The sequence below is a fragment of the Bradyrhizobium sp. LCT2 genome (assembly GCF_009931255.1).
GTDB lineage: Bacteria > Pseudomonadota > Alphaproteobacteria > Rhizobiales > Xanthobacteraceae > Bradyrhizobium > Bradyrhizobium diazoefficiens.
In genome coordinates, this window is sequence record NZ_CP034432.1 from 7,735,647 (window position 1) to 7,755,587 (window position 19,941).

Here is a 19,941-nt window from a genome sequence, read left to right on the forward strand (position 1 = left end):
TCGCGAGGAACCGGACATGACGAACTACATCTATCCGAAGTTCGGCTATTTGCGCTCGAAAGAACAGGCCGAGGGCATCGTCAAACGGCACCCGATCGTCGTCATCGGCGCAGGTCCCGTTGGGCTCACCGCAGCCCTCGATTGCGCGGCGCGCGGCCAGCCGGTTGTTTTGCTCGACGACAACGATACCGTCAGCATCGGCTCACGCGCCGTCTGCTATGCCAAGCGCCCGCTGGAGATCTGGAACCGGCTCGACTGCGCCGATCCTATGGTCGAACGCGGCGTGAGCTGGAACGTCGGCAAGGTATTCTTTCGCGACGAGCTTTCCTACCAGTTCGACCTCCTGCCCGAGAGCGACCACGAGTGGCCCGCCATGATCAACCTCCAGCAATATCATTTGGAGGAGATCCTGGTCGCCAGGTGCCGCGCCAGCCCACTCATCGATCTACGCTGGAAGCACCGGCTGATCAGCCTCAAGCAGGCGGCCGATCATGCCGAGCTCGCGGTGGAGACGCCCGATGGCATCTTCACTATGGAGGCGCAGTGGGTGATCGCCTGCGACGGCGCCAATTCCGATACGCGCAAGATGGTAGGCGCCGAATTCAAGGGGCAGTACTTTGAGGACCGCTTCCTGATCGCCGACGTCGCCATGAAGGCGGATTTCCCGACCGAGCGTTGGTTCTGGTTCGATCCGCCGTTCCATCCCGCGCAGTCCGTGCTCCTGCACCGGCAGGCCGACGACATATGGCGCATCGACTTCCAGCTCGGCTGGGACGCAGATCCCGACGAGGAGAAGCGGCCGGAGCGGGTCATCCCGCGCATCAAGGCGATGCTGGGCGAGGATACGGAGTTCGAGCTCGAATGGGTCTCGATCTATCAGTTCGCCTGTCGGCGGATCGACGAGTTCCGCCACGGCAGGGTGCTGTTTGCCGGCGATGCTGCACACCAGGTCTCACCGTTCGGTGCCCGCGGCGCCAACACCGGCGTGCAGGACATCGACAATCTCGCCTGGAAGCTCGCTATGGTATTGCGTGGAGAGGCGCCGGAGGCGCTCCTCGACAGCTATCACGACGAACGCGCATACGCCGCCGATGACAACATCCTGAACTCGACGCGAGCGACCGACTTCATCACACCAAAAACCAAGGTAAGCCGCCATTTCCGCGACGCCGTGCTCGAACTCGCGCAGCATCACGGCTTTGCGCGCCCACTGGTCAACAGCGGCCGGCTGTCGACACCAACGCCTTACGTTACCTCGCCCCTCAATACCTTCGACGACAGCCTGCTCGACGGCGAGATGCGGCCCGGCACCAACGCTGCGGACGCTCCGGTGACGATTGGCGGCAAGCCCGACTGGTTTCTCAACTGCCTTGGCGCGGGCTTCGTCGTCGTGACATTCGACCAAGCGGTGGACAACGAGCGGATCGAGGTCGGGCCAATCGCGGCACGGGTCATCCGTGTCGGGCGTGACATTGATGATCCCAGGGGTGTTCTGGCGAGTCGCTACGGCACGTCGACTGGCACCACATACCTCTTCCGGCCCGACCAATATGTCGCCGCGCGCTGGGCCGGCTTCGACGAAGGAAAGATCTCCGCGGCGCTGTTGCGCGCTACTGCTCAAGACGCCGTACGGCAGAAGGAGATTGCGGCATGATGCTCAACCGCTCACCGAATATCGCCGATCCAGACGGATTCTATGCCGAACTGATCGGCAGCCAGCGGGATTTGAACGAAGAGCAAGCGCTGCGCATGAACGCTCGGCTGATCCTGCTGCTCGCCAATCACATCGGCGACCGCGACGTGCTCGCGGAGGCAATCAGCTGCGCGCGCAGCGGCCGCGGATAGACGCGTCTTCGCACCGCCCTCGATATCAGGATGTTCGGCGTCGTTGCCGGATCAGGCCGAAGCCATCTTCCGGTACGGGCCGGCGGTGACGGGAGGCAGCCTTCCAACAGGCCTTTCCCAAATTCAGGCCGCCCTTCGCCAAACCCACTGGTTGCGCGCGGACCGCCACGCTAGAATTCGGCCATGACAGTGACCGATATTGCGAGCCGGACCTACAATCACAGCTGGCGGCTGGATCCCATCATCCGCAGCCTGCTCGATACCGACTTTTATAAGCTATTGATGTTACAGATGATTCGGGAAGATTACTCGAATCAGCAGGTGACCTTCTCGGTCATCAACCGCTCGCGCCATGTGCGGCTCGCCGAGATCATCGACGAGGGCGAGCTGCGCGCCCAGCTCGACCACGCCCGCACCATCCGCTTCACCAAGAAGGAGCTGATCTGGCTCGCCGGTAACACCTTCTACGGCAAGACCCACATGTTCTCGGCGGATTTCATCCGCTGGCTGGCCGAATTCCGCCTGCCCGAATACGAGCTGCGCAAGGTCGAGGGGCAGTACGAATTGCACTTCCACGGGCCGTGGACCCACACCACGATGTGGGAGATTCCGGCGCTCGCGATTCTCAACGAGCTGCGCTCGCGCGCGGCGATCAAGGGCCGCGGCCGCTTCGAGCTCGACGTGCTCTACGCCCGCGCCAAGGCCAAGCTGTGGACCAAGGTCGAGCGGCTGCGCAAGCTCGAGAACCTGAGGCTCTCCGACTTCGGCACCCGCCGGCGTCACGGCTTTCTCTGGCAGCGCTGGTGCGTCGAGGCGGTGAAGGAAGGCCTCGGCCCCTCCTTCATCGGCACCTCCAACGTGCTGCTCGCGATGGACAACGACCTCGAGGCCATCGGCACCAACGCGCACGAGCTGCCGATGGTCGCGGCCGGGCTCGCCAAGGACGACGAGGAGTTGCGCTGGGCGCCCTATCGCATTCTCGACCAGTGGCGTCAGACCTACGGCGGCAACCTCCTGATCGCACTGCCCGACGCCTTCGGTACGAAAGCGTTCCTGCGCGATGCGCCGGAATGGGTCGCCGACTGGACCGGCTTCCGCCCCGACAGCGCGCCGCCAATCCAGGCCGGCGAGGAGATCATCGCCTGGTGGGAGAAGAAGGGCCGCAACCCCAGGGACAAGCTGCTCGTCTTTTCCGACGCGATGGACGTCGGCTCGATCGAGGAGACCTATCACCACTTCACCGGCCGCGTGCGGCTCTCTTTCGGCTGGGGCACCAACCTCACCAACGACTTCGTCGGCTGCGCCCCGGACGGCTCGTTCAATCTCGATCCGATCTCGCTGGTCTGCAAGGTGTCGTCGGTCGACGGCCATCCGGCGGTCAAGCTCTCCGACAATCCGGAGAAGGCAACCGGCCTCCCCTCGGAGATCGAGCGTTACCTGCGCGTGTTCGGCGACGTCGGCCGCGTGCGCAAGCCGGTGCTGGTCTAGCAATTCTCTCGATCGGGTAAACCGCACGCCACGAATGCGCGGCATTGGTTCGCCAATACCGCGCCAGTTCCGCTTCCTCAGTATTTGAAGCGATCTGCGCGCATCCACGTCACGACGCCTTCACCCTACGGCGCAGTCCCCCGCGTCTTTCAGGTCGAGTTAAGCAACCATCCCTTCTACTTGACGTTGCAGGCGCAACGCTCCGCTGGGGTTGTTGATCGATTTGGGGAACTAAGGGTGTTTCGCAGGACATCGGCGTCGACGAAGGGACACAGCTTCCTTCATGTCATCAAGCTCGTCTCGCCTTTCGTGATGGTCGTCGTGCTTCAGGCGGCGATTGCGGGATTCAGCCTCGAGGTGATGTCATCGGTCCGCGCCTATGTCGCGGGCGAAGCGCTGTGGTCGCGCTCGCAGAAGAACGCCGTCTATTTCCTCAATAGCTATTTGCATTCGGGCGAACCGAGCCAGTTCGCGCAATACCAGGCCTCGCTCGCCGTTCCGATCGGCGACGAGTTCGCACGCTGGGCGCTCGAGCGAGATCCCGTCGACGTCGAAGCCGCCCGCATCGGCTTCCTGCAAGGCGGCAACCATCCCGATGACGTTCCGGGATTGATCTGGCTGTTTCGCTATTTCAACCGCGTCAGCTTCCTCCAGGAAGCGATCCGCGAGTGGGCGGCCACCGATCCGATGCTGCTGGAGCTGAGCGTGTTCGGCGAGGTCATCCGGTCCGAGCTGGAGAAGGGCCCTGTTCAGGACAGCGGCCGCCTGCGATTCCTGTCGTCGCGGCTCTCTGAGCTCAACACCCAGTTCACGGTGCATGCCAACCGCTTCTCCACCGTCCTCGGCGAAGGCTCCCGCGCGATCAAATTGACGCTGACCAGCATCAACATCCTCACCGCCGTGACGCTGATCCTGCTGCTGATCTGGCACACGCGGCGATTGGTGCTGCAACGACAGGCGTTCGAGGATGCCCTGCATGCCGAGAAGGAGCGCCTGGCCTGGCAGGCGTCGCACGACTGGCTGACGGGCCTTGCCAACCGCCGCGCCTTCGAGGCGCGCCTGCAAGGCGAGCTCGACAATATCGCGGCAGGCTCGCTGGGCCTGATCCTGCTCGACCTCGACCAGTTCAAGAACGTCAACGACAGCTGCGGCCATCTTGCGGGCGACCGCCTGCTCTGCCAGGTCTCGCGCCTCCTGCAACAGGACCGGCGCCCGCATGATCTGGTGGCCCGGCTCGGCGGCGACGAATTCGGCCTGATCCTGCCGCGGTGCTCGCCGTTCGACGCAACGGACATCGCCGAACGGCTGCGACGAGCGCTCGAGCTGTTCAGCTTCGCCTGGGACGATCGCTGCTTTGCAGTGACCGCCAGCATCGGCATCACCTGCATCACCGACCGCGACACCACGCTCGAGGACGCGATGCGGCGCGCGGATGCCGCCTGCTATCGCGCCAAGGAAAAGGGACGCAATCGGGTTCAGGTCGACGGTGTGCGGGCCGACGTCGTCCTCGTTGCAGCACGGCCACGCGAAGCGGCCCGCGCTTGAGGCCGCCCGCCCTATCGGCGCAAAGGCAGAATCCCGAGGCCCGCAAGGTGCGCGTCGAGGAACTGCTCCACCTGCTGGCGCAGCAACTGGGGCGGCACGGCCACCATGCGCTCCTCGAGACCGAGTGAGATGATGCCGTGCACCGCGGAGAACAGGGTGCGCGACAACAGCGCGATCTTCACGTCATCCGCTTCCGGCAGCAGCCGCACCAGCGGCGGGTGCATCAGCGCGAAGGCGTCCATCACCATCTGAAGGATGTCGTCCGGATAGGGGCGATCGTCCTCCATCCGATGCTCGAACAGCGAACGCAGCAAATTGGCGTGCTCCGCAAAGAATTCGAGATAGGCCTCGGCAAGCCCGTAGAGCTGGCCGACCGGATCCCCGGCCGGAACCCCCGAAAGCCGCGATGTGAGCGCCTGAACGGTCTCCCGATTGACGGTCAGGATCACCCCGTCGAAGTCGCCGAACTCGTTATAGACGCTGCCGACCGAGCAGCCGGCGGCTTCGGCGACGTCACGAACCTTCAATGATCTCAAACCCTTAGAAGAAATTATGGTGCGGGCGATCTCCAGGATCAGGAGCCGTCGCCGAACTTTTTTTTGGTCGCGCAGCGATTCTTCTTGAACATTGTTCATTTTCAAGCTACTCATGTGAACATTGTTCAAATTAACCCGGAGACCTGCAAAATGCAAACCCTCGCTGTTGATATTGCCACCACCTTCGTCGACGACGCCGCAGCCCTCGTGACCGGTCTTGGCCGGGCCGCCCTCAAGCTCGTGATGGCGCCGATCGATCGCATCGCCAATGCCTGCGACATTGCCGGCGTGCTCGCTGAGCGTCGCGCGACCTTCCGGATGTGGCGCGCCAACCGTGGCCGCGCCCGTCGCGAAGGCCGCAGGTTCAGCCTGCTTGGTCGCTTCTCCCCCTTTCGCCACCTCGCTCACCTCACCTGAGGCACCCGCCGCGAAGCGGTTCGAATGCAAGAAAAGGCCGCAATGAAGGACTTACCATTTTCCGACATTCGCGGCCGATGTCGCGGGCCTTGCCGGTGCGGTTCAGTTTTTGCTCACGGCCCGTCGCATATCCGGGTCAGCGCGGCCCTTCCGTCCAAAGCCGACGCGGCCGCAACCGGAAATTTGCGAACCTAACGAGACCATTTGGAGACCAACAGGATCGGAGGGATCGAGGGGACAGAGCAGGCCGACGACCATCGTCACTCTGCAATCGTTCGTCCCATTCCCTTCCGGTCGTGACGCTTTCACCGCCCACGAAGCAACCTCAGGCTGCCTTTCCAAAACAGGACTAGTCATGATCAGGGAATTGATGTCGTCACGCCGCTTCGCGCCGCTGTTCTGGGCGCAGTTCTTCTCGGCGCTCAATGACAACGTGCTCAAGAACGCACTCGTCATCATCCTGCTTTACAGTGCCGCGACCGGCCACGGCGACGCGCTGGTGACGGTGGCAGGCGCCGTCTTCATCTTCCCCTATTTCATCCTGTCCGGGCTCGGCGGACAGCTCGCCGACAAATACGTCAAATCCGTCGTCGCAAGGCGACTCAAATTCACCGAGATCTTCGCCGCGGGCTTTGCCGCCGCCGGCTTCTTCCTGCACTCGGTGCCGCTGCTGTTCGCAGCGCTCGCGCTGTTCGGCATCATCGCCGCCCTGTTCGGCCCCGTGAAATATTCCATGCTGCCGGACCAGCTCGAGCTCGGCGAGCTCGCGACCGGCAATGCGCTGGTCGAAGGCGCGACCTTCATGGCCATCCTGCTCGGCACCGTCGCCGGCGGCCAGTTCGTGGCCGGCTCCGCCCATATGGGCTGGGTCGCATCCGCCGTGGTGGTGCTGGCTCTGCTGTCCTGGGCTTTCGCTTCCCGCATTCCGCAGACCACGCCCTCCGCGCCCGATCTGCCCGTCGATGCCAATCCCTGGACCTCGACGCTCGGCTTACTGAAGACGCTGCACGCCGACCACCGTCTGTGGGACGGGACCGTGATCGTCTCCTGGTTCTGGCTGGTCGGCGCCATCGTGCTGTCGCTGCTGCCGGCGCTGGTCAAGGAGGTCGTCGGCGGCACCGAAGGCGTGGTGACGCTGTGTCTTGCGATCTTCGCGATCGGCATCGCCATCGGCTCGCTGTTCGCGGCGCAACTGAGCCACGTTCGCCCGAACCTCGCCCTGGTGCCGATCGGCGCCATCATCATGGGGTTTGCCGGCCTCGATCTCGCCTGGGCCATTGGCGTGACCACCAAGGGTCACGACATCACCGCGCTCGACTTCGCAACCTCGTTCGCGGGCCTGCGCATGCTGATCGACTTCGTCGCCTTCGCATTCGGCGGCGGCCTGTTCGTCGTCCCCTCCTTCGCCGCAGTCCAGGCCTGGTCGGTCCCCTCCGAGCGCGCCCGCATCATCGCGGCCGGCAATGTGCTACAGGCTGCCTTCATGGTGGTCGGCTCGCTGTTCGTCGCGCTGCTGCAGGCCGCAGGCCTCCATGTCGGCTGGATCTTCTTCGGCCTTGGCGTCGCCAGCTTCGGCGCGGTGTGGTTCGTGCTGACGAAATGGGGCAAGGAAGGCGTGCGCGATTTCGGCGGGTTGCTGTTCCGCGCACTGTTCCGCACCGAGATCCGCGGCCTCGAGAACCTGCCGCCATCCGGCACGCGCATGCTGATCGCGCCGAACCATGTCAGCCTGATCGACGGCCCGCTGCTGCACGCCGTGCTGCCGATCGACGCGAGTTTCGCGGTCGATACCGGCATCGCCAAGGCCTGGTGGGCCAAGCCGTTCCTGCGGGTGGTGAAGCATTACACCATGGACCCGACCAAGCCGCTGGCCGCGCGCGACCTGATCAAGCTGGTTGCCGCCGGCGAGCCGGTGGTCATCTTTCCGGAAGGACGCATCACCGTCTCCGGCTCGCTGATGAAGGTTTATGACGGCACCGCGATGATCGCGGACAAGGCCGACGCCGTGGTCGTGCCCGTCCGCATCGAAGGCGCGCAGCGCTCGCATCTCAGCTACCTCAACAGCAGCCAGATCAAGCGCTCGTGGTTTCCGCGGGTGACGGTCACGATCCTGCCGCCGGTCAAGCTTCCGGTCGATCCGGCGCTGAAGGGCAAGGCACGCCGCAACGCCGCGGGTGCAGCGCTCCAGGACGTGATGATCGACGCTCTGGTCAAGAACGCCATGCTCGATCACTCGCTGTTCGAAGCGCTCGGACACGCCTATCGCGACCGCGACACCGGAAAGGTCATCGTCGAGGACGCGCTCGGCACCAAGCTGACCTATCGCAAGCTGATCCTGGGCGCGCAGGTCCTGAGCCGGAAGCTGGAAGACGGCACCGCCGTCGGCGAGAATGTCGGCGTGCTGCTGCCGAACTCCGCGGGCGTCGCCGTCGTCTTCATGGCCCTGCAGAACATCGGCCGCGTGCCGGCGATGCTCAACTTCTCGGCCGGTCCGGTCAACGTCCTCGCCGCCATGAAGGCCGCGCAGGTCAAGACCGTACTGACTTCGAAAGCCTTCATCGAGAAGGGCAAGCTCGACAAGCTGATGGCCGCAATCTCCGCGGAGGCGCGCGTGGTCTATCTCGAGGACGTCCGCGCCTCGATCGGTGTGGCCGACAAGATCAAGGGCCTGCTCGCAGGCACCGCGCCGCGTGTCGCACGCCAGGCGAACGATCCGGCCGTCGTGCTGTTCACCTCGGGTTCGGAAGGCACGCCCAAGGGCGTGGTGCTGTCCCACCGCAACATCCTCGCCAACGCGGCGCAGGCGCTGGCGCGGGTCGATGCCAACGCCAATGACAAGGTGTTCAACGTGCTGCCGGTGTTCCACTCCTTCGGGCTGACAGGCGGAATGATGATGCCGCTGCTCGCGGGCATTCCGATCTACATGTACCCGTCCCCGCTGCACTACCGGATCGTGCCCGAGCTGATCTACCAGACCGGCGCCACGATCCTGTTCGGCACCGACACGTTCCTCACCGGCTATGCGCGCTCGGCGCATGCCTACGACTTCCGCACCCTGCGTCTGGTGATCGCCGGCGCCGAGGCGGTCAAGGACCGCACCCGGCAGGTGTTCATGGAGCGCTACGGCATCCGCATCCTCGAGGGCTATGGTGTCACCGAGACGGCGCCGGTGCTGGCGATGAACACGCCGATGGCCAACCGTCCCGGCACCGTCGGCCGCCTGTCGCCGCTGATGGAAAGCCGCCTCGATCCGGTCCCCGGCATCGAGGTCGGCGGCCGCCTCTCCGTGCGCGGACCGAACGTGATGCTCGGCTACCTCAGGGCCGAAAATCCCGGCGTGCTCGAAGTGCTCGCGGAAGGCTGGCACGACACCGGCGACATCGTCGCCATCGACCCGGCCGGCTTTATCACCATCAAGGGCCGCGCCAAGCGCTTTGCCAAGATCGCAGGCGAGATGGTCTCGCTGTCCGCGGTCGAAAGCATCGCGGCGACGCTGTGGCCGCAGGCCGGCTCGGTCGCCGTGTCGATCCCCGACCAGCGCAAGGGCGAGCGCATCGTGCTGCTGACGACGGAGAAGACCGCCGAGCGCAGCGCGATGCAGAGCCAGGCCAAGGCGATCGGCGCGTCCGAGCTGACAGTGCCCGCCGCGATCATGGTGGTCGACAAGGTGCCGCTGCTCGGCACCGGCAAGACCGACTATGTCACGGCAACGACGATGGCCCGCGAGCAGGCGTCCGCGCCGGAGCGCGAGGTGGCGTAACGAGATGCAGGAGGCGCCTGAACCAGGCGACGCGCGATGCCCCGGAGTTGTTCTGCTTCACGGCATCGCGCGGACCTCGGCGTCCCTGACGAAGCTGGAACGGGCGCTGCGGGCGAGCGGGTTCACGACGCTCAACATCGACTATTCCAGCCGCAGCAAGCCGATCGCGGCCATCGCAGACGACATTCATCCGGCGATCGCCCGTTTCGCCGAACGTGACGCGCCGCTGCATTTCGTTGCGCATTCGATGGGCGGCCTCGTCGCGCGCGCTTATATCGCACGACACCGCCCGGCCCGGCTTGCCCGCGTCGTGATGCTGGGCACGCCGAACAGCGGCAGCGAGGTCGCTGATCTCCTGCAGGGATTGCTGCCCTACCGCGCATTCTACGGGCCAGCCGGCCTCGAGCTCACCACCACGCCCGCGACCACGCCGAATGCCCTTCCCGCCATCGACTATCCGGTCGGCGTGATCGCGGGAAACCGCTTCATCGATCCCGTCGCCGGCCTCTTCGTTCTCCCGAAGCCCAATGACGGACGGGTGTCGGTGCAGAGCGCGATGCTGGCCGGCATGACCGACCATGTCGTCGTGAAGGCGTCCCACACCGGGCTGCCGCGTCACGCCGCCGCGATCGCGCAGACGATCGCTTTTCTGCGCAACGGCCATTTTCGGCCGAGGTAACGGGTCACGGCGCCGTCCGCCGTTCCTGTGCATAACGAACCAGCGCCGCGAAGCGATAGATGCCGTGCACGAACTTGCCGTAGGGCATGGTGATGAACAGCGCAAACACGGCGCCGAGATGCAGCGCCAACAACGGCCCCATGGCCGCGGTCTCGCGCAGGAGCAGAAGCAGCATGCCGGTGAGACCGGTCAGGAACAGCATGGCGATGAAGCCGACATCCATGCCGTAGCTGTTCTCGTCCAGCAGTTCCGGCGCCCTGCGCAATTTCGCGACGTACAGGCCGATCGGCCCGACGATGAGGCCGATGCCGCCGAGCGCGCCGAGCACGACGGGCAGATCCCACCACGGATACGGCGCCTCGCGTCCGAGGAGATAGTGATACAGCGTGGCGACGGACGTCGCGGCAAAGCACAGCAGGAAGCCGTAGAACGTCAGGTGGTGATAGAGCTTGCGCCGGTCGGTCGGCTTGTCGTCCTCGTTGTAGCAGCCAACGCCGCCACCATGGAGATAGCGCAGCTCGCCGGCATCGCGGATCGCCTGGAAAATCGAGCCGCCGTCCGCTCTGCCGCCGATCGGCGTGCCGATATCGCGCCAGAAGGCACGCACGCTCATGACAAGTGCAAGGATGGCATAGAGGAGTGCCGCGCTGAACAACGCAGCCATCGCGTTGTGCGGCATCAGTTTGTAGAACGCCCCAGGCCCGGTATGGACACCGAACAGCACGCTGCGATCGTTCAGCGCAGCAAAGCCGAAGATAAAGGCGGCCATGCTGAGCGCAGCGACGATGCTGATCACGAGACCATTGCGCGCGAAGGCGCCGGACAACGCCCGCGGCCAGGCGTAGGCCGCATAAGACTCCGCGCGCGCGACCGCGAGCGTCTTCGGGACGTTGACGTCGAATTCGTGCGGCGGCGAGAACTGGCAATCGACGTAGCAGGCGCCACAGGAATGGCAGAGGTTGGCGAGATAATTGAGATCGCCGTCGGAGAAGGCGCGGCGCATCTCCATGGCGGGAAATACCGCGCAAAGACCCTCGCAGTAGCGGCAGGAATTGCAGACCGTCATCAGGCGGTCGGCTTCGTCCAGAATTTGGGTTCCGTGCATGGCTCTACTTCGTCAGGCCTTTGCCCTCGAGCCATTTCTGGATCAGGGCCGCGACCTCGAGGTTGTTCTTGTCCATCATCACCATATGCGAATTGCCCTTGATGCCAGCCTGTGGGAGGTCGACGATGTCGACGTTGCCCCCGGCCGCCTTGATGGCGTCCGCAAAGGCGATGCCGTTGGCGCGGATCTTGGGCCAGCGCGAATCGCGCTCGATATAGTCGCCGTAGATGATGAGGGTCGGAATGTTCTTCAGCACATCCGCCCTGGCGGGGTCACCGATGCCGGCCGGCTCGATCGCAATCAGCGCCTTGACCTTGTCAGGCCGGGCTTGCGCCACCTTGAAGCCGAAGCTGCCGGCTTGGCTGTGGAACAGGATCACCGAGGGGCCGACGCGATCGAGCTCGGCGATATAGGCGGCGATGGTCGCATCATCGGTCGTGGTCCAGCGCGGTACGTTCTGCTTGACGAAATTCTGGTAGCCCTCGACCGGAAACTGGTTGCCCGGCAGCACCTTTCGCTTGGCGGGATCGGGATCGTAGGAGTTTGGCCCATCACCGATACGGAAACGCTCGAACGGATTGGCCGTGGTGAGGAAGACAGGCTCGCTCTTGAAGATATCAGGATATTGCGCCCAGCCTGCGCGCCCGCGCTCCACCGCGTCGGAATTGTAGACCGCCCATCCCTTGCGCAGAAAATAATTCAGCCAGCCTTCGCGTCCGTCAGGCGTGGTTTCGTAGGTGACGCCGGTCAGTCCGCCGCCGTGCCACATCAGCAGCGGATAAGCCCCCTTCTCGTTGGCCGGCAGGAAATACTGCACGTACATCTGCTCGACCTGATACGTGCCATTGGGATCGACGTTGGCCGGCACGCCGCCAGGCGCGAACACGACCTCCTTCACCGGCTTGCCGGAGATTTCGACAAGACGCCCGCCGACATGGAACGACCCCATGTCGCGCAGGGTGATCGGCTCGGCGGCGCGGGCGTGGCCGACGATCAGCAGCGCCGTGATCGAGGCAATGACAATACGCGACATGGTTTCTCCCATCACCTTTCTTCTTGGTCCCTAGTTCTTCGCATGGCGTGCCGCTTCCCGCCCTGCGATCCGCCCGAACACGCTGCCGATGGTCATGCCAATGCCCGCCGCATAACCCTTGCCGAGCACGTTGCCGGCCATGATCTCGCCGGCCGCGAACATGTTGCCTGATGGCTTGCCGTCAGCCATCAGCATCCGCGCTTCCTTGGTCACGCGCGTGCCGAGATAGGTGAAGGTGATGCCGGGCCGCACCGGATAGGCGAGATAGGGCGGCGTCTCGATCCGCCGCGCCCAATGCGTCTTCTGCGGCGTGATGCCCTCCGTGCGGCAGTCGTCCAGGATGGTGTGGTCGAACGTGCCGGGCCTCACCGCGGCGTTGAACTCCGTGATGGTCGTTTCCAGCGCGGCCGGATCGAGCTCGAGCTTGCTGGCAAGCTCCGCGACCGTCTGCCCGGCGATCGGCGGGAACAGCGTCGGCATGAACGAGGTAACGACGGTGGAATCGAAGATGATATAGGCAATCTGATCGGGCTGCGCCGCGACCAGCCGGCCCCAGATCGCATAGCGCTTCGGCCAGATGTCCTCGCCCTCGTCATAGAAGCGCTGGGCGTGCTTGTTGACGACGATGCCGAACACGACCGAGTCATGACGCGTGATGATGCCGCCGTCGAATTTCGGCGCGCGGGCGTCGATCGCCACCGCGTGGCACTGGGTGGGATCGCCGACCTCCTGCACGCCCTTGTCGAGCAGCATTTTCAGGATCGAGCCGCGGTTATAGGGCGTGCCGCGGATCAGGAAGTTGTCAGCCGCCTCGCCCCAATACTGCTTCAGCCATTCGATGTTGGCCTCGAACCCGCCGGCCGCGGCGACCAGCGACGTCGCGCGGATCTCGGTCTCGCCCTTGATCGGCCGCTTGAGGCGGGCGGCCAGGAACATGCCGTCCTCGATCACCAGGTCCGTGACCTCGGCATCGTATTCGACATCGACGCCGAGCCGCTCGGCGGTGAGGTAGAGCGCATTCAGCATCGCGCGGCCGCCGCCGAGAAAGAAGGAGTTGGTGCGGCCGAGGCTCAGCGTGCCGCCGAGCGAGGGCTGCCAGCGCACGCCCTGCTCCACGATCCAGTTCAGGATGTCCTTGGACTCCCGGATCATGTGGCGCGCAAGTTCCTCGTCGGTCTGCCCGCCGGTGACCAGCAGCAGATCCTTCCAGAATTCCTCCTCGGTGTAGGGGCCGGTGAGGATTTCGGTGGCGGCGTCATGGGCGCAGCGCATGTTGCGGGTGTGGCGGGTGTTGCCGCCGCGATAGAATTTTGGCGCGCCTTCAAGCACGAGCACCGAGGCGCCGCCACGACGCGCCGCGATCGCCGCACACAGCGCCGCGTTGCCGCCGCCGATCACCAGCACGTCGTATTTGCTGCTCATGTCGTCTGCCCGATGCGACGAAGTTGGAGACATTCTGCCCGCCGGCGGCCTCGGTCAACCGGTTTGCCATTGCGTACTTTTGTATACAAAGATATACAGAAGCCGCAAGCCGCATCTCTGCATGGGCAGGATGCGCCTGGCGCTTCGAGGATACATGACGCGACGCCCGGCAAAGGCAGGATCGATCGCGCGCGGCGCGGGCGTCGCGCTGGGCGAAGCGGTGTTCCGCTCACTCTGCGAGGCGCTCCAGGCCGGCAGCTACCGCGCGGGCGATCGCCTGCGCGAGGAGGAAGTGGCGCAGCGGCTGAAGGTCAGTCGCACGCCGGTTCGCGAAGCGCTGGGCCGCCTCGCGGCGCGCGGCTTCGTCGAGCCCGCCGGCGGCCGCGGCCTGATCGTCCGCAACCTCGATATCTCGGAGGTGCTCGAGCTTTACGCCATGCGCGAGATCATGGAAGGCGCCGCCGCGCGCCTCGCCGCCGAGCACGCCTCGGCGACCGAAATCGACGCACTCAAGGACATCGAGCAGACCTTTGTCGAGGCGTCCGCGACCGACGCGATCGAGATGGCGCGGCTCAACCGCGCCTTCCACGAGGCGATCTGCCGCGCCGCGCGCAACCGCTATCTCGACAACGCCTCCCGCGAACTACAGGACTGGATCGCCCTGCTCGGCCCGACCACCTTCACGGTGACGGGACGCCCCACGACCAGCCACGGCGAGCACCAGGCCATCATCGACGCCATCGCCGCACGCGACGGCGACAGGGCCGAACGGCTTGCGCGCGCACACATCCGCGAGGCGCTGCGCTGCCGGCTCAAATTGTTGCAGAAGCAGTAGAGCGCTGCGCTCACGCCAGCACATCCGCGGCGACCGCCTTCGAGACATCCCGGACGTCGGCGGGCTTGAGCCGCACCTGCAAGCCGCGCTGGCCGCCATTGAGATAGACGTAGTCATGCGCGAGCGCGCTCTGCTCGATCACCGTGCGCACGGGCTTGCGCTGCCCGAACGGGCTGATGCCGCCGACCTTGAAGCCAGTGACGCGCTCGGCTTCCGGCGGCTTCATCATCTGCGCCGACTTGCCGCCCACGGCAGCGGCGAGCTTCTTCATCGAGACCTCCTGGTCGGACGGCACGATCACGCAGACCGGCTTGCCGTCGACGAGCGCCATCAGCGTCTTCAACACGCGCGCCGGATCCTCACCGAGGGCGGACGCCGCCTGGAGCCCGATGCTCTCGGCATCGGGATCATAGTCGTAAGCGTGGACGGTGAAGGCTACACCGGCGGCCGCGAGCGCGCGTGTGGCGGGAGTGACTTTGGACATGGGTCACGTTTACCACCGTCATTGCGAATATCGAAGGGACGAGTACGGCGCAAACTCTCCCCGGGTCGTCCTGGCGAAAGCCAGGACCCATTACCCCAGGGAGCAGTTTGGCGAAGACTCGTCGTTCGGTATTGCCACCGTCCGCGCTCGATAGATTCCGCGGTATGGGTCCTGGCCGCCCTTACTCCGCAGCGTCCCGCATCTCCACGCGTTCGGCTCTGGCCGCGCAGAACTTGAATTCCGGGATCTTGCCGAACGGATCGAGCGCCGGGTTGGTCAGGAGGTTCGCCGCCGCCTCCGCGTAGCAGAACGGCATGAACACCATGTTCTCCGGCACATCGCGGTCGGAGCGGACCTTGACCTCGACGGCGCCGCGGCGGGTCTCCAGGCGAATGAAATCGCCAGGCGCGAGCTGCTTCTTGTGCATGTCCTTCGGGCTCATGAAGGCGACCGCCTCCGGCTCGATCTGGTCGAGCACCTGGGCGCGCCGGGTCATCGAGCCGGTGTGCCAATGCTCCAGCACACGGCCGGTCGAGAGCACCATCGGATATTCGGCGTCGGGCAATTCATCCGGCGGGATGACCTTCGCCGGCACGATCTTGCCGCGGCCGCTCGCGGTCGGGAAGCCCGTGGTGAAGATGATCTCGTTGCCCGGCTTGTTCGGATCGTCTGCCGGATAGGTGACGGCACCTTCGCGCACCAGCCGTTCCCAGCTGATGTTCTTGAGCGACGGCATGAGCTCTGCCATCTCGGTGTAGACATCGCCGGCGCCGGCGTAATTCCACGGCAGGCCCATGCGCTTGCCGATCTCCTGGATGATCCAGAGATCCTGCCGCGCATCGCCCGGCGGCTTGATCACCTGGCGCGCGAGCTGCACGCGGCGATCGGTGTTGGTGAAGGAGCCCTCCTTCTCGGCGAAGGCCGAGGCCGGCAGGATCACGTCGGCGTGGAACGCGGTCTCGGTCACGAAGAGGTCCTGCACCACAAGATGGTCGAGCATGGCGAGCGCGTGGCGCGCGTGCTGGAGATCGGGGTCCGACATCGCGGGGTTTTCGCCCTCGATATACATGCCCTTGATCTCGCCGGCATGGATCGCGTTCATGATCTCGACCACCGTGAGGCCGCGCACGGGATCGAGATCCTGCTGCCACAGCTTCTCGAAGGCCCCGCGCAAGTCGTCGCGGCCGACCGGCTGGTAATCCGGCAGGAACATCGGGATCAGGCCGGCATCGGAGGCGCCCTGCACGTTGTTCTGGCCGCGCAGCGGATGCAGGCCGGTGCCGGGGCGGCCGACCTGGCCGGTGATCAGCGCGAGCGCGATCAGGCAGCGCGCATTGTCGGTGCCGTGGACGTGCTGGCTGATGCCCATGCCCCAGAAGATGATCGACGATTTTGCCCGCGCATAGGTGCGCGCAACCTCGCGCAGCGTTTGCGCCGGGACGCCGCAGATCGCCTCCATCTTCTCCGGCGTGAATTCCTTGATCTTCTCCTTGAGGTCCTCAAAACCCTCGGTGTAGCCGGCGATGTACTGGTCGTCGGTCAGGCCTTCAGTGATGATCGTGTTGATCATCGCGTTCAGCATGGCGACGTCGGAGCCGGGCTTGAACTGCAGATGCTTGGTCGCATGGCGCGACAGCGTCTGCCGGCGCGGGTCCATCACGAACAGCTTGGCGCCGTTCTGCTTGACCGCGTTCTTGATGAAGGTCGCGGCGACCGGATGGTTCACAGTCGGGTTCGCCCCGATCACGATGATGACCTCGGCGTCCATCGCCGCGGAGAACGGCGCCGACACGGCGCCAGAGCTGAGACCTTCGAACAGCGCCGCCACCGACGAGGCGTGGCACAGCCGGGTGCAGTGGTCGACATTGTTGGAGCCGAAACCGGTGCGCACCAGCTTCTGGAACAGATAGGCCTCTTCGTTCGAGCCCTTGGCCGAGCCGAAGCCGGCGAGCGCCTTCGCGCCGTTCGTGTCGCGGATCTTGACGAGCCCCTTGGCGGCGATGTCGAGCGCCTCTTCCCAGCTCGCTTCGCGGAAATGGGTGAAGGGATTGGCCGGATCGACCTGGTCGTTGGCATCCTTCTTCGCATTAGGCAGCCGCACCAGCGGCTTGGTCAGGCGGTGCGGATGGTGGATGTAGTCGAAGCCGAAGCGGCCCTTCACACAGAGACGGTTGTGATTGGCGGGGCCATCACGGCCCTCGGCATAGATCACCTTCTCGTCCTTGACCTCGTACGTGACCTGACAGCCGACGCCGCAGAACGGGCAGAGCGAATCCACCTTCTTGTCCGCATAAGACACGCGGGTCTGGTTCTCGTCGAGCATCACGGCCGGCATCAACGCGCCGGTTGGGCAGGCCTGCACGCATTCGCCGCAGGCAACGCAGGTGGACTCGCCCATGGGATCGTCGAAGTCGAACACGATCTTCGAGCCATGGCTGCGGTAGGCCATGCCGATGACGTCGTTGACCTGGACCTCGCGGCAGGCGCGCACGCACAGGCCGCACTGGATGCAGGCATCGAGATTGACGCGCATCGCCGGATGGCTCGCGTCGGTCGCCCAGCGCTCGGCGGCGGGAAAGCGGCTCTCGGTGACGCCGGTGGTCTCGGCCCAGTGCCAGAACTTCGAGTCCGGATCGTGCGAGGTTTCGCGCGCCGGCTGGTCGGCGACGAGCAGCTCCATCACCATCTTCTGCGCGGAAACCGCACGCGCGGACTCGGTCTTCACCTTCATGCCGACCGACGGCGTGCGCTTGCACGAGGCAGCCAGCACGCGCTCGCCCTCGATCTCGACCATGCAGGCGCGGCAATTGCCGTCGGGACGATAGTCGGGCGCCGGCGAGTAGCAGAGATGCGGGATCTCGCGGCCCTGGCGTTTTGCGACTTGCCAGATGGTCTCGCCGGGACTGGCCTCGACCTGCTTACCGTCGAGCTCGAACGTAATCTTCGTCATTCGGCCGCTTCCTTGAACTCGTCAGGGAAATATTTGATCACGGTGGTAAGCGGATTCGATGCCGCCTGTCCGAGCCCGCAGATCGAGGCATCGCGCATCGCCTGGCTCAATTCTTCCAGCAACGCGCGGTTCCAGACCGGCTTCTGCATCAGCAGCGCCGCCTTCTGGGTTCCAACGCGGCACGGCGTGCACTGGCCGCAGCTCTCGTCCTCGAAGAACTTCATCAGGTTCAGAGCCGCGGCTCGCACGCTGTCCTTCTGCGACAGGATCACGATCGCGGCCGAGCCGATGAAGCAGCCGTATTTCTCCAGCGTGCCGAAATCGAGCGGGATGTCGTCCATCGACGCCGGCAGGATGCCGCCCGAGGCGCCGCCCGGCAGGTAGGCGTAGAAGGTGTGGCCGTCGGCCATGCCGCCGCAATATTCGTCGATCAACTCGCGCACGGTGATGCCTGACGGCGCGAGCTTCATGCCGGGATTCTTCACGCGGCCGGAGACCGAGAAGCTGCGCAGGCCATGACGCTCGTGGCGGCCGTGGCCCTTCCACCAGTCGGCGCCCTTCTCGACGATGTCGCGCACCCACCACAGCGTCTCGACGTTGTTGATCAGCGTCGGCAGTCCGAACAGGCCGACCTGGAACGGATAAGGCGGCTTGTGCCGGGGCAGGCCGCGCTTGCCCTCGATGCTCTCGAGCAGCGAAGATTCCTCGCCGCAGATGTAGGCGCCGGCGCCGCGGCGCATGTGCAACGTCGGGCCGCCCGGCGGCAGCTTTGCGATCTCGCGCTCCAGGATCTCGCGTGCGGCCGGATATTCGTCGCGGATGTAGATGTAGACGTCGGACGCCTCAACGATATGCGCACCGATCAGGGTGCCCTCGAGGAAGCGATGCGGGTCGTTGTTGAGGTAGACGCGGTCCTTGAAGGTGCCCGGCTCGCCCTCGTCGCCGTTGACCGCCATCAGCCGCGGGCCGGGCTCGCCAAGCACCGCGCGCCATTTGCGTCCCGTCGGGAAGCCCGCGCCGCCGAGACCACGCAGGCTGGAATCCTCGAGAAGCCTGAGGATATCGTCCTTGCTGACCGCCCCGGAGCGCAGCCGCTCCAGCAGCTTGTATCCGCCGTCCTTCACATAGGCGTCGTAGTCGACATAAGCAGGAATGTGCGCGTGAACGTCGCCGCGCGCTGCCGTGGCCAGCACCTCGGCGGCCGTAGCCTGATGCACGAAATGATGGCCGACTTCCGCGACCGGGGCCGCGTCGCACAATCCGACACAGGGCGCGCGTACGACGCGGATGCCGGGACCGGCGCTGCGCTGGAGATCCTGCAACAGCTGCCCACCGCCGAGCATCTCACAGGTCAACGAATCGCAGACGCGGATCGTCAGCGGCGCGATATCAGGCTCACCTTCCTTCACGATGTCGAAATGCGCGTAGAAGGTCGCGGTCTCGAACACCTCGGCGAAGGCGAGCTTCATCTCGTCGGCGAGGGCCGCAAGATGCGCCGCCGAGATCTGGTGATATTTGTCCTGGATCAGGTGGAGATATTCGATCAGGAGGTCGCGCCGCCGCGGGCGATCGCCGAGCAGCTGCTCGATCTCGTGTGCGGCGGTGGGATCGACCTGCCGCCCCTTGGGCGTGGCCTTGGCTCGCTTCCGCCCCTCGCCCGGATGTTCGAACGAGCGGACCTCGTGCACGTCATGGCTCATCGATGAGTCTCGTAAACCTTCTTTAAAACACGTCCAAGTCTAGCCGTTGGCATACCAGATGCCAAGAGAATTCATCCATTCCGATAAGCATTTAAGGGGCACGGGGCCAACAAGCCCCACGCCCCTTGCCTCGAACTGTTGG

Annotated in this window: 14 protein-coding genes; 7 read left to right on the forward strand and 7 right to left on the reverse strand. The window is 65.0% G+C overall.

Features of this window, described 5'->3' with window-relative positions:
* Window positions 1-16: 16 nt before the first annotated feature.
* From EI171_RS36580 to EI171_RS36595, 4 genes are all read left to right on the forward strand, one after another.
* Complete coding sequence (locus EI171_RS36580) at window positions 17-1,654, forward strand: FAD-dependent oxidoreductase (RefSeq protein WP_161536167.1); 1,638 nt, start codon at window positions 17-19, stop codon at window positions 1,652-1,654.
* Window positions 1,651-1,845 carry a DUF2783 domain-containing protein gene (locus EI171_RS36585; RefSeq protein WP_011085116.1) on the forward strand — a complete coding sequence of 65 codons (195 nt, stop codon included), beginning with the start codon at window positions 1,651-1,653 and terminating at the stop codon, window positions 1,843-1,845. Before EI171_RS36580 ends, EI171_RS36585 begins: the two co-directional genes overlap by 4 nt.
* Window positions 1,846-2,028: 183 nt before the next feature.
* Complete coding sequence (pncB, locus tag EI171_RS36590) at window positions 2,029-3,333, forward strand: nicotinate phosphoribosyltransferase (RefSeq protein WP_011085115.1); 1,305 nt, start codon at window positions 2,029-2,031, stop codon at window positions 3,331-3,333.
* A gap of 237 nt (window positions 3,334-3,570) precedes the next feature.
* Window positions 3,571-4,878, forward strand: coding sequence for a GGDEF domain-containing protein (locus EI171_RS36595; protein WP_011085114.1), 1,308 nt, complete (start codon window positions 3,571-3,573; stop codon window positions 4,876-4,878).
* Between the two features lie 11 nt (window positions 4,879-4,889).
* Here the strand turns inward: EI171_RS36595 and EI171_RS36600 are convergent, their stop codons facing one another.
* Window positions 4,890-5,513, reverse strand: coding sequence for a TetR/AcrR family transcriptional regulator (locus tag EI171_RS36600; protein WP_161537147.1), 624 nt, complete (start codon window positions 5,511-5,513; stop codon window positions 4,890-4,892).
* 673 nt (window positions 5,514-6,186) lie between these two features.
* Between EI171_RS36600 and EI171_RS36610 the strand changes: the two genes are divergently transcribed.
* Window positions 6,187-9,591 carry an acyl-[ACP]--phospholipid O-acyltransferase gene (locus tag EI171_RS36610; protein ID WP_161536168.1) on the forward strand — a complete coding sequence of 1,135 codons (3,405 nt, stop codon included), beginning with the start codon at window positions 6,187-6,189 and terminating at the stop codon, window positions 9,589-9,591.
* Between the two features lie 4 nt (window positions 9,592-9,595).
* Window positions 9,596-10,270 carry an alpha/beta fold hydrolase gene (locus EI171_RS36615; RefSeq protein ID WP_161536169.1) on the forward strand — a complete coding sequence of 225 codons (675 nt, stop codon included), beginning with the start codon at window positions 9,596-9,598 and terminating at the stop codon, window positions 10,268-10,270.
* 4 nt (window positions 10,271-10,274) lie between these two features.
* On the opposite strand, the gene tcuB is transcribed toward EI171_RS36615, so the two are convergent.
* Genes tcuB through tcuA form a run of 3 tightly spaced genes read right to left on the reverse strand, consistent with a single transcriptional unit; the run spans window position 10,275 to window position 13,830 of the window.
* Window positions 10,275-11,375: a tricarballylate utilization 4Fe-4S protein TcuB gene (gene tcuB / locus EI171_RS36620; RefSeq protein WP_161536170.1), complete on the reverse strand. Its 1,101-nt coding sequence runs from the start codon at window positions 11,373-11,375 to the stop codon at window positions 10,275-10,277.
* A gap of 4 nt (window positions 11,376-11,379) precedes the next feature.
* Window positions 11,380-12,408, reverse strand: a complete 1,029-nt coding sequence (locus EI171_RS36625) for an esterase (protein WP_161536171.1) — start codon at window positions 12,406-12,408, stop codon at window positions 11,380-11,382.
* A 30-nt stretch (window positions 12,409-12,438) separates the two neighbouring features.
* Window positions 12,439-13,830, reverse strand: a complete 1,392-nt coding sequence (tcuA, locus tag EI171_RS36630) for an FAD-dependent tricarballylate dehydrogenase TcuA (protein ID WP_161536172.1) — start codon at window positions 13,828-13,830, stop codon at window positions 12,439-12,441.
* 154 nt (window positions 13,831-13,984) lie between these two features.
* On the opposite strand from tcuA, the gene EI171_RS36635 reads away from it, so the two are divergent.
* Window positions 13,985-14,665: a GntR family transcriptional regulator gene (locus tag EI171_RS36635; RefSeq protein WP_161536173.1), complete on the forward strand. Its 681-nt coding sequence runs from the start codon at window positions 13,985-13,987 to the stop codon at window positions 14,663-14,665.
* Between the two features lie 10 nt (window positions 14,666-14,675).
* On the opposite strand, the gene ybaK is transcribed toward EI171_RS36635, so the two are convergent.
* From ybaK to EI171_RS36650, 3 genes are all read right to left on the reverse strand, one after another.
* A complete protein-coding gene (gene ybaK / locus EI171_RS36640; protein WP_060910758.1) occupies window positions 14,676-15,149 on the reverse strand; it encodes a Cys-tRNA(Pro) deacylase in 474 nt (157 codons plus the stop codon).
* Between the two features lie 181 nt (window positions 15,150-15,330).
* Window positions 15,331-18,099, reverse strand: coding sequence for a formate dehydrogenase subunit alpha (fdhF, locus tag EI171_RS36645; RefSeq protein WP_161536174.1), 2,769 nt, complete (start codon window positions 18,097-18,099; stop codon window positions 15,331-15,333).
* Complete coding sequence (locus tag EI171_RS36650) at window positions 18,096-19,799, reverse strand: NADH-ubiquinone oxidoreductase-F iron-sulfur binding region domain-containing protein (protein ID WP_028174269.1); 1,704 nt, start codon at window positions 19,797-19,799, stop codon at window positions 18,096-18,098. Before EI171_RS36650 ends, fdhF begins: the two co-directional genes overlap by 4 nt.
* Between the last annotated feature and the right edge of the window lie 142 nt (window positions 19,800-19,941).

Excerpts from the sequence above, each read along its gene's own strand:
- ybaK (WP_060910758.1), bottom strand. The coding sequence starts at position 15,149 with ATGTCCAAAGTCACTCCCGCCACACGCGCGCTCGCGGCCGCCGGTGTA.
- EI171_RS36625 (WP_161536171.1), bottom strand. The coding sequence starts at position 12,408 with ATGTCGCGTATTGTCATTGCCTCGATCACGGCGCTGCTGATCGTCGGC.
- fdhF (WP_161536174.1), bottom strand. The coding sequence starts at position 18,099 with ATGACGAAGATTACGTTCGAGCTCGACGGTAAGCAGGTCGAGGCCAGT.
- tcuA (WP_161536172.1), bottom strand. The coding sequence starts at position 13,830 with ATGAGCAGCAAATACGACGTGCTGGTGATCGGCGGCGGCAACGCGGCG.
- EI171_RS36610 (WP_161536168.1), top strand. The coding sequence starts at position 6,187 with ATGATCAGGGAATTGATGTCGTCACGCCGCTTCGCGCCGCTGTTCTGG.
- EI171_RS36650 (WP_028174269.1), bottom strand. The coding sequence starts at position 19,799 with ATGAGCCATGACGTGCACGAGGTCCGCTCGTTCGAACATCCGGGCGAG.
- EI171_RS36585 (WP_011085116.1), top strand. The coding sequence starts at position 1,651 with ATGATGCTCAACCGCTCACCGAATATCGCCGATCCAGACGGATTCTAT.
- tcuB (WP_161536170.1), bottom strand. The coding sequence starts at position 11,375 with ATGCACGGAACCCAAATTCTGGACGAAGCCGACCGCCTGATGACGGTC.
- EI171_RS36580 (WP_161536167.1), top strand. The coding sequence starts at position 17 with ATGACGAACTACATCTATCCGAAGTTCGGCTATTTGCGCTCGAAAGAA.
- EI171_RS36600 (WP_161537147.1), bottom strand. The coding sequence starts at position 5,513 with ATGAACAATGTTCAAGAAGAATCGCTGCGCGACCAAAAAAAAGTTCGG.
- EI171_RS36635 (WP_161536173.1), top strand. The coding sequence starts at position 13,985 with ATGACGCGACGCCCGGCAAAGGCAGGATCGATCGCGCGCGGCGCGGGC.
- EI171_RS36615 (WP_161536169.1), top strand. The coding sequence starts at position 9,596 with ATGCAGGAGGCGCCTGAACCAGGCGACGCGCGATGCCCCGGAGTTGTT.
- pncB (WP_011085115.1), top strand. The coding sequence starts at position 2,029 with ATGACAGTGACCGATATTGCGAGCCGGACCTACAATCACAGCTGGCGG.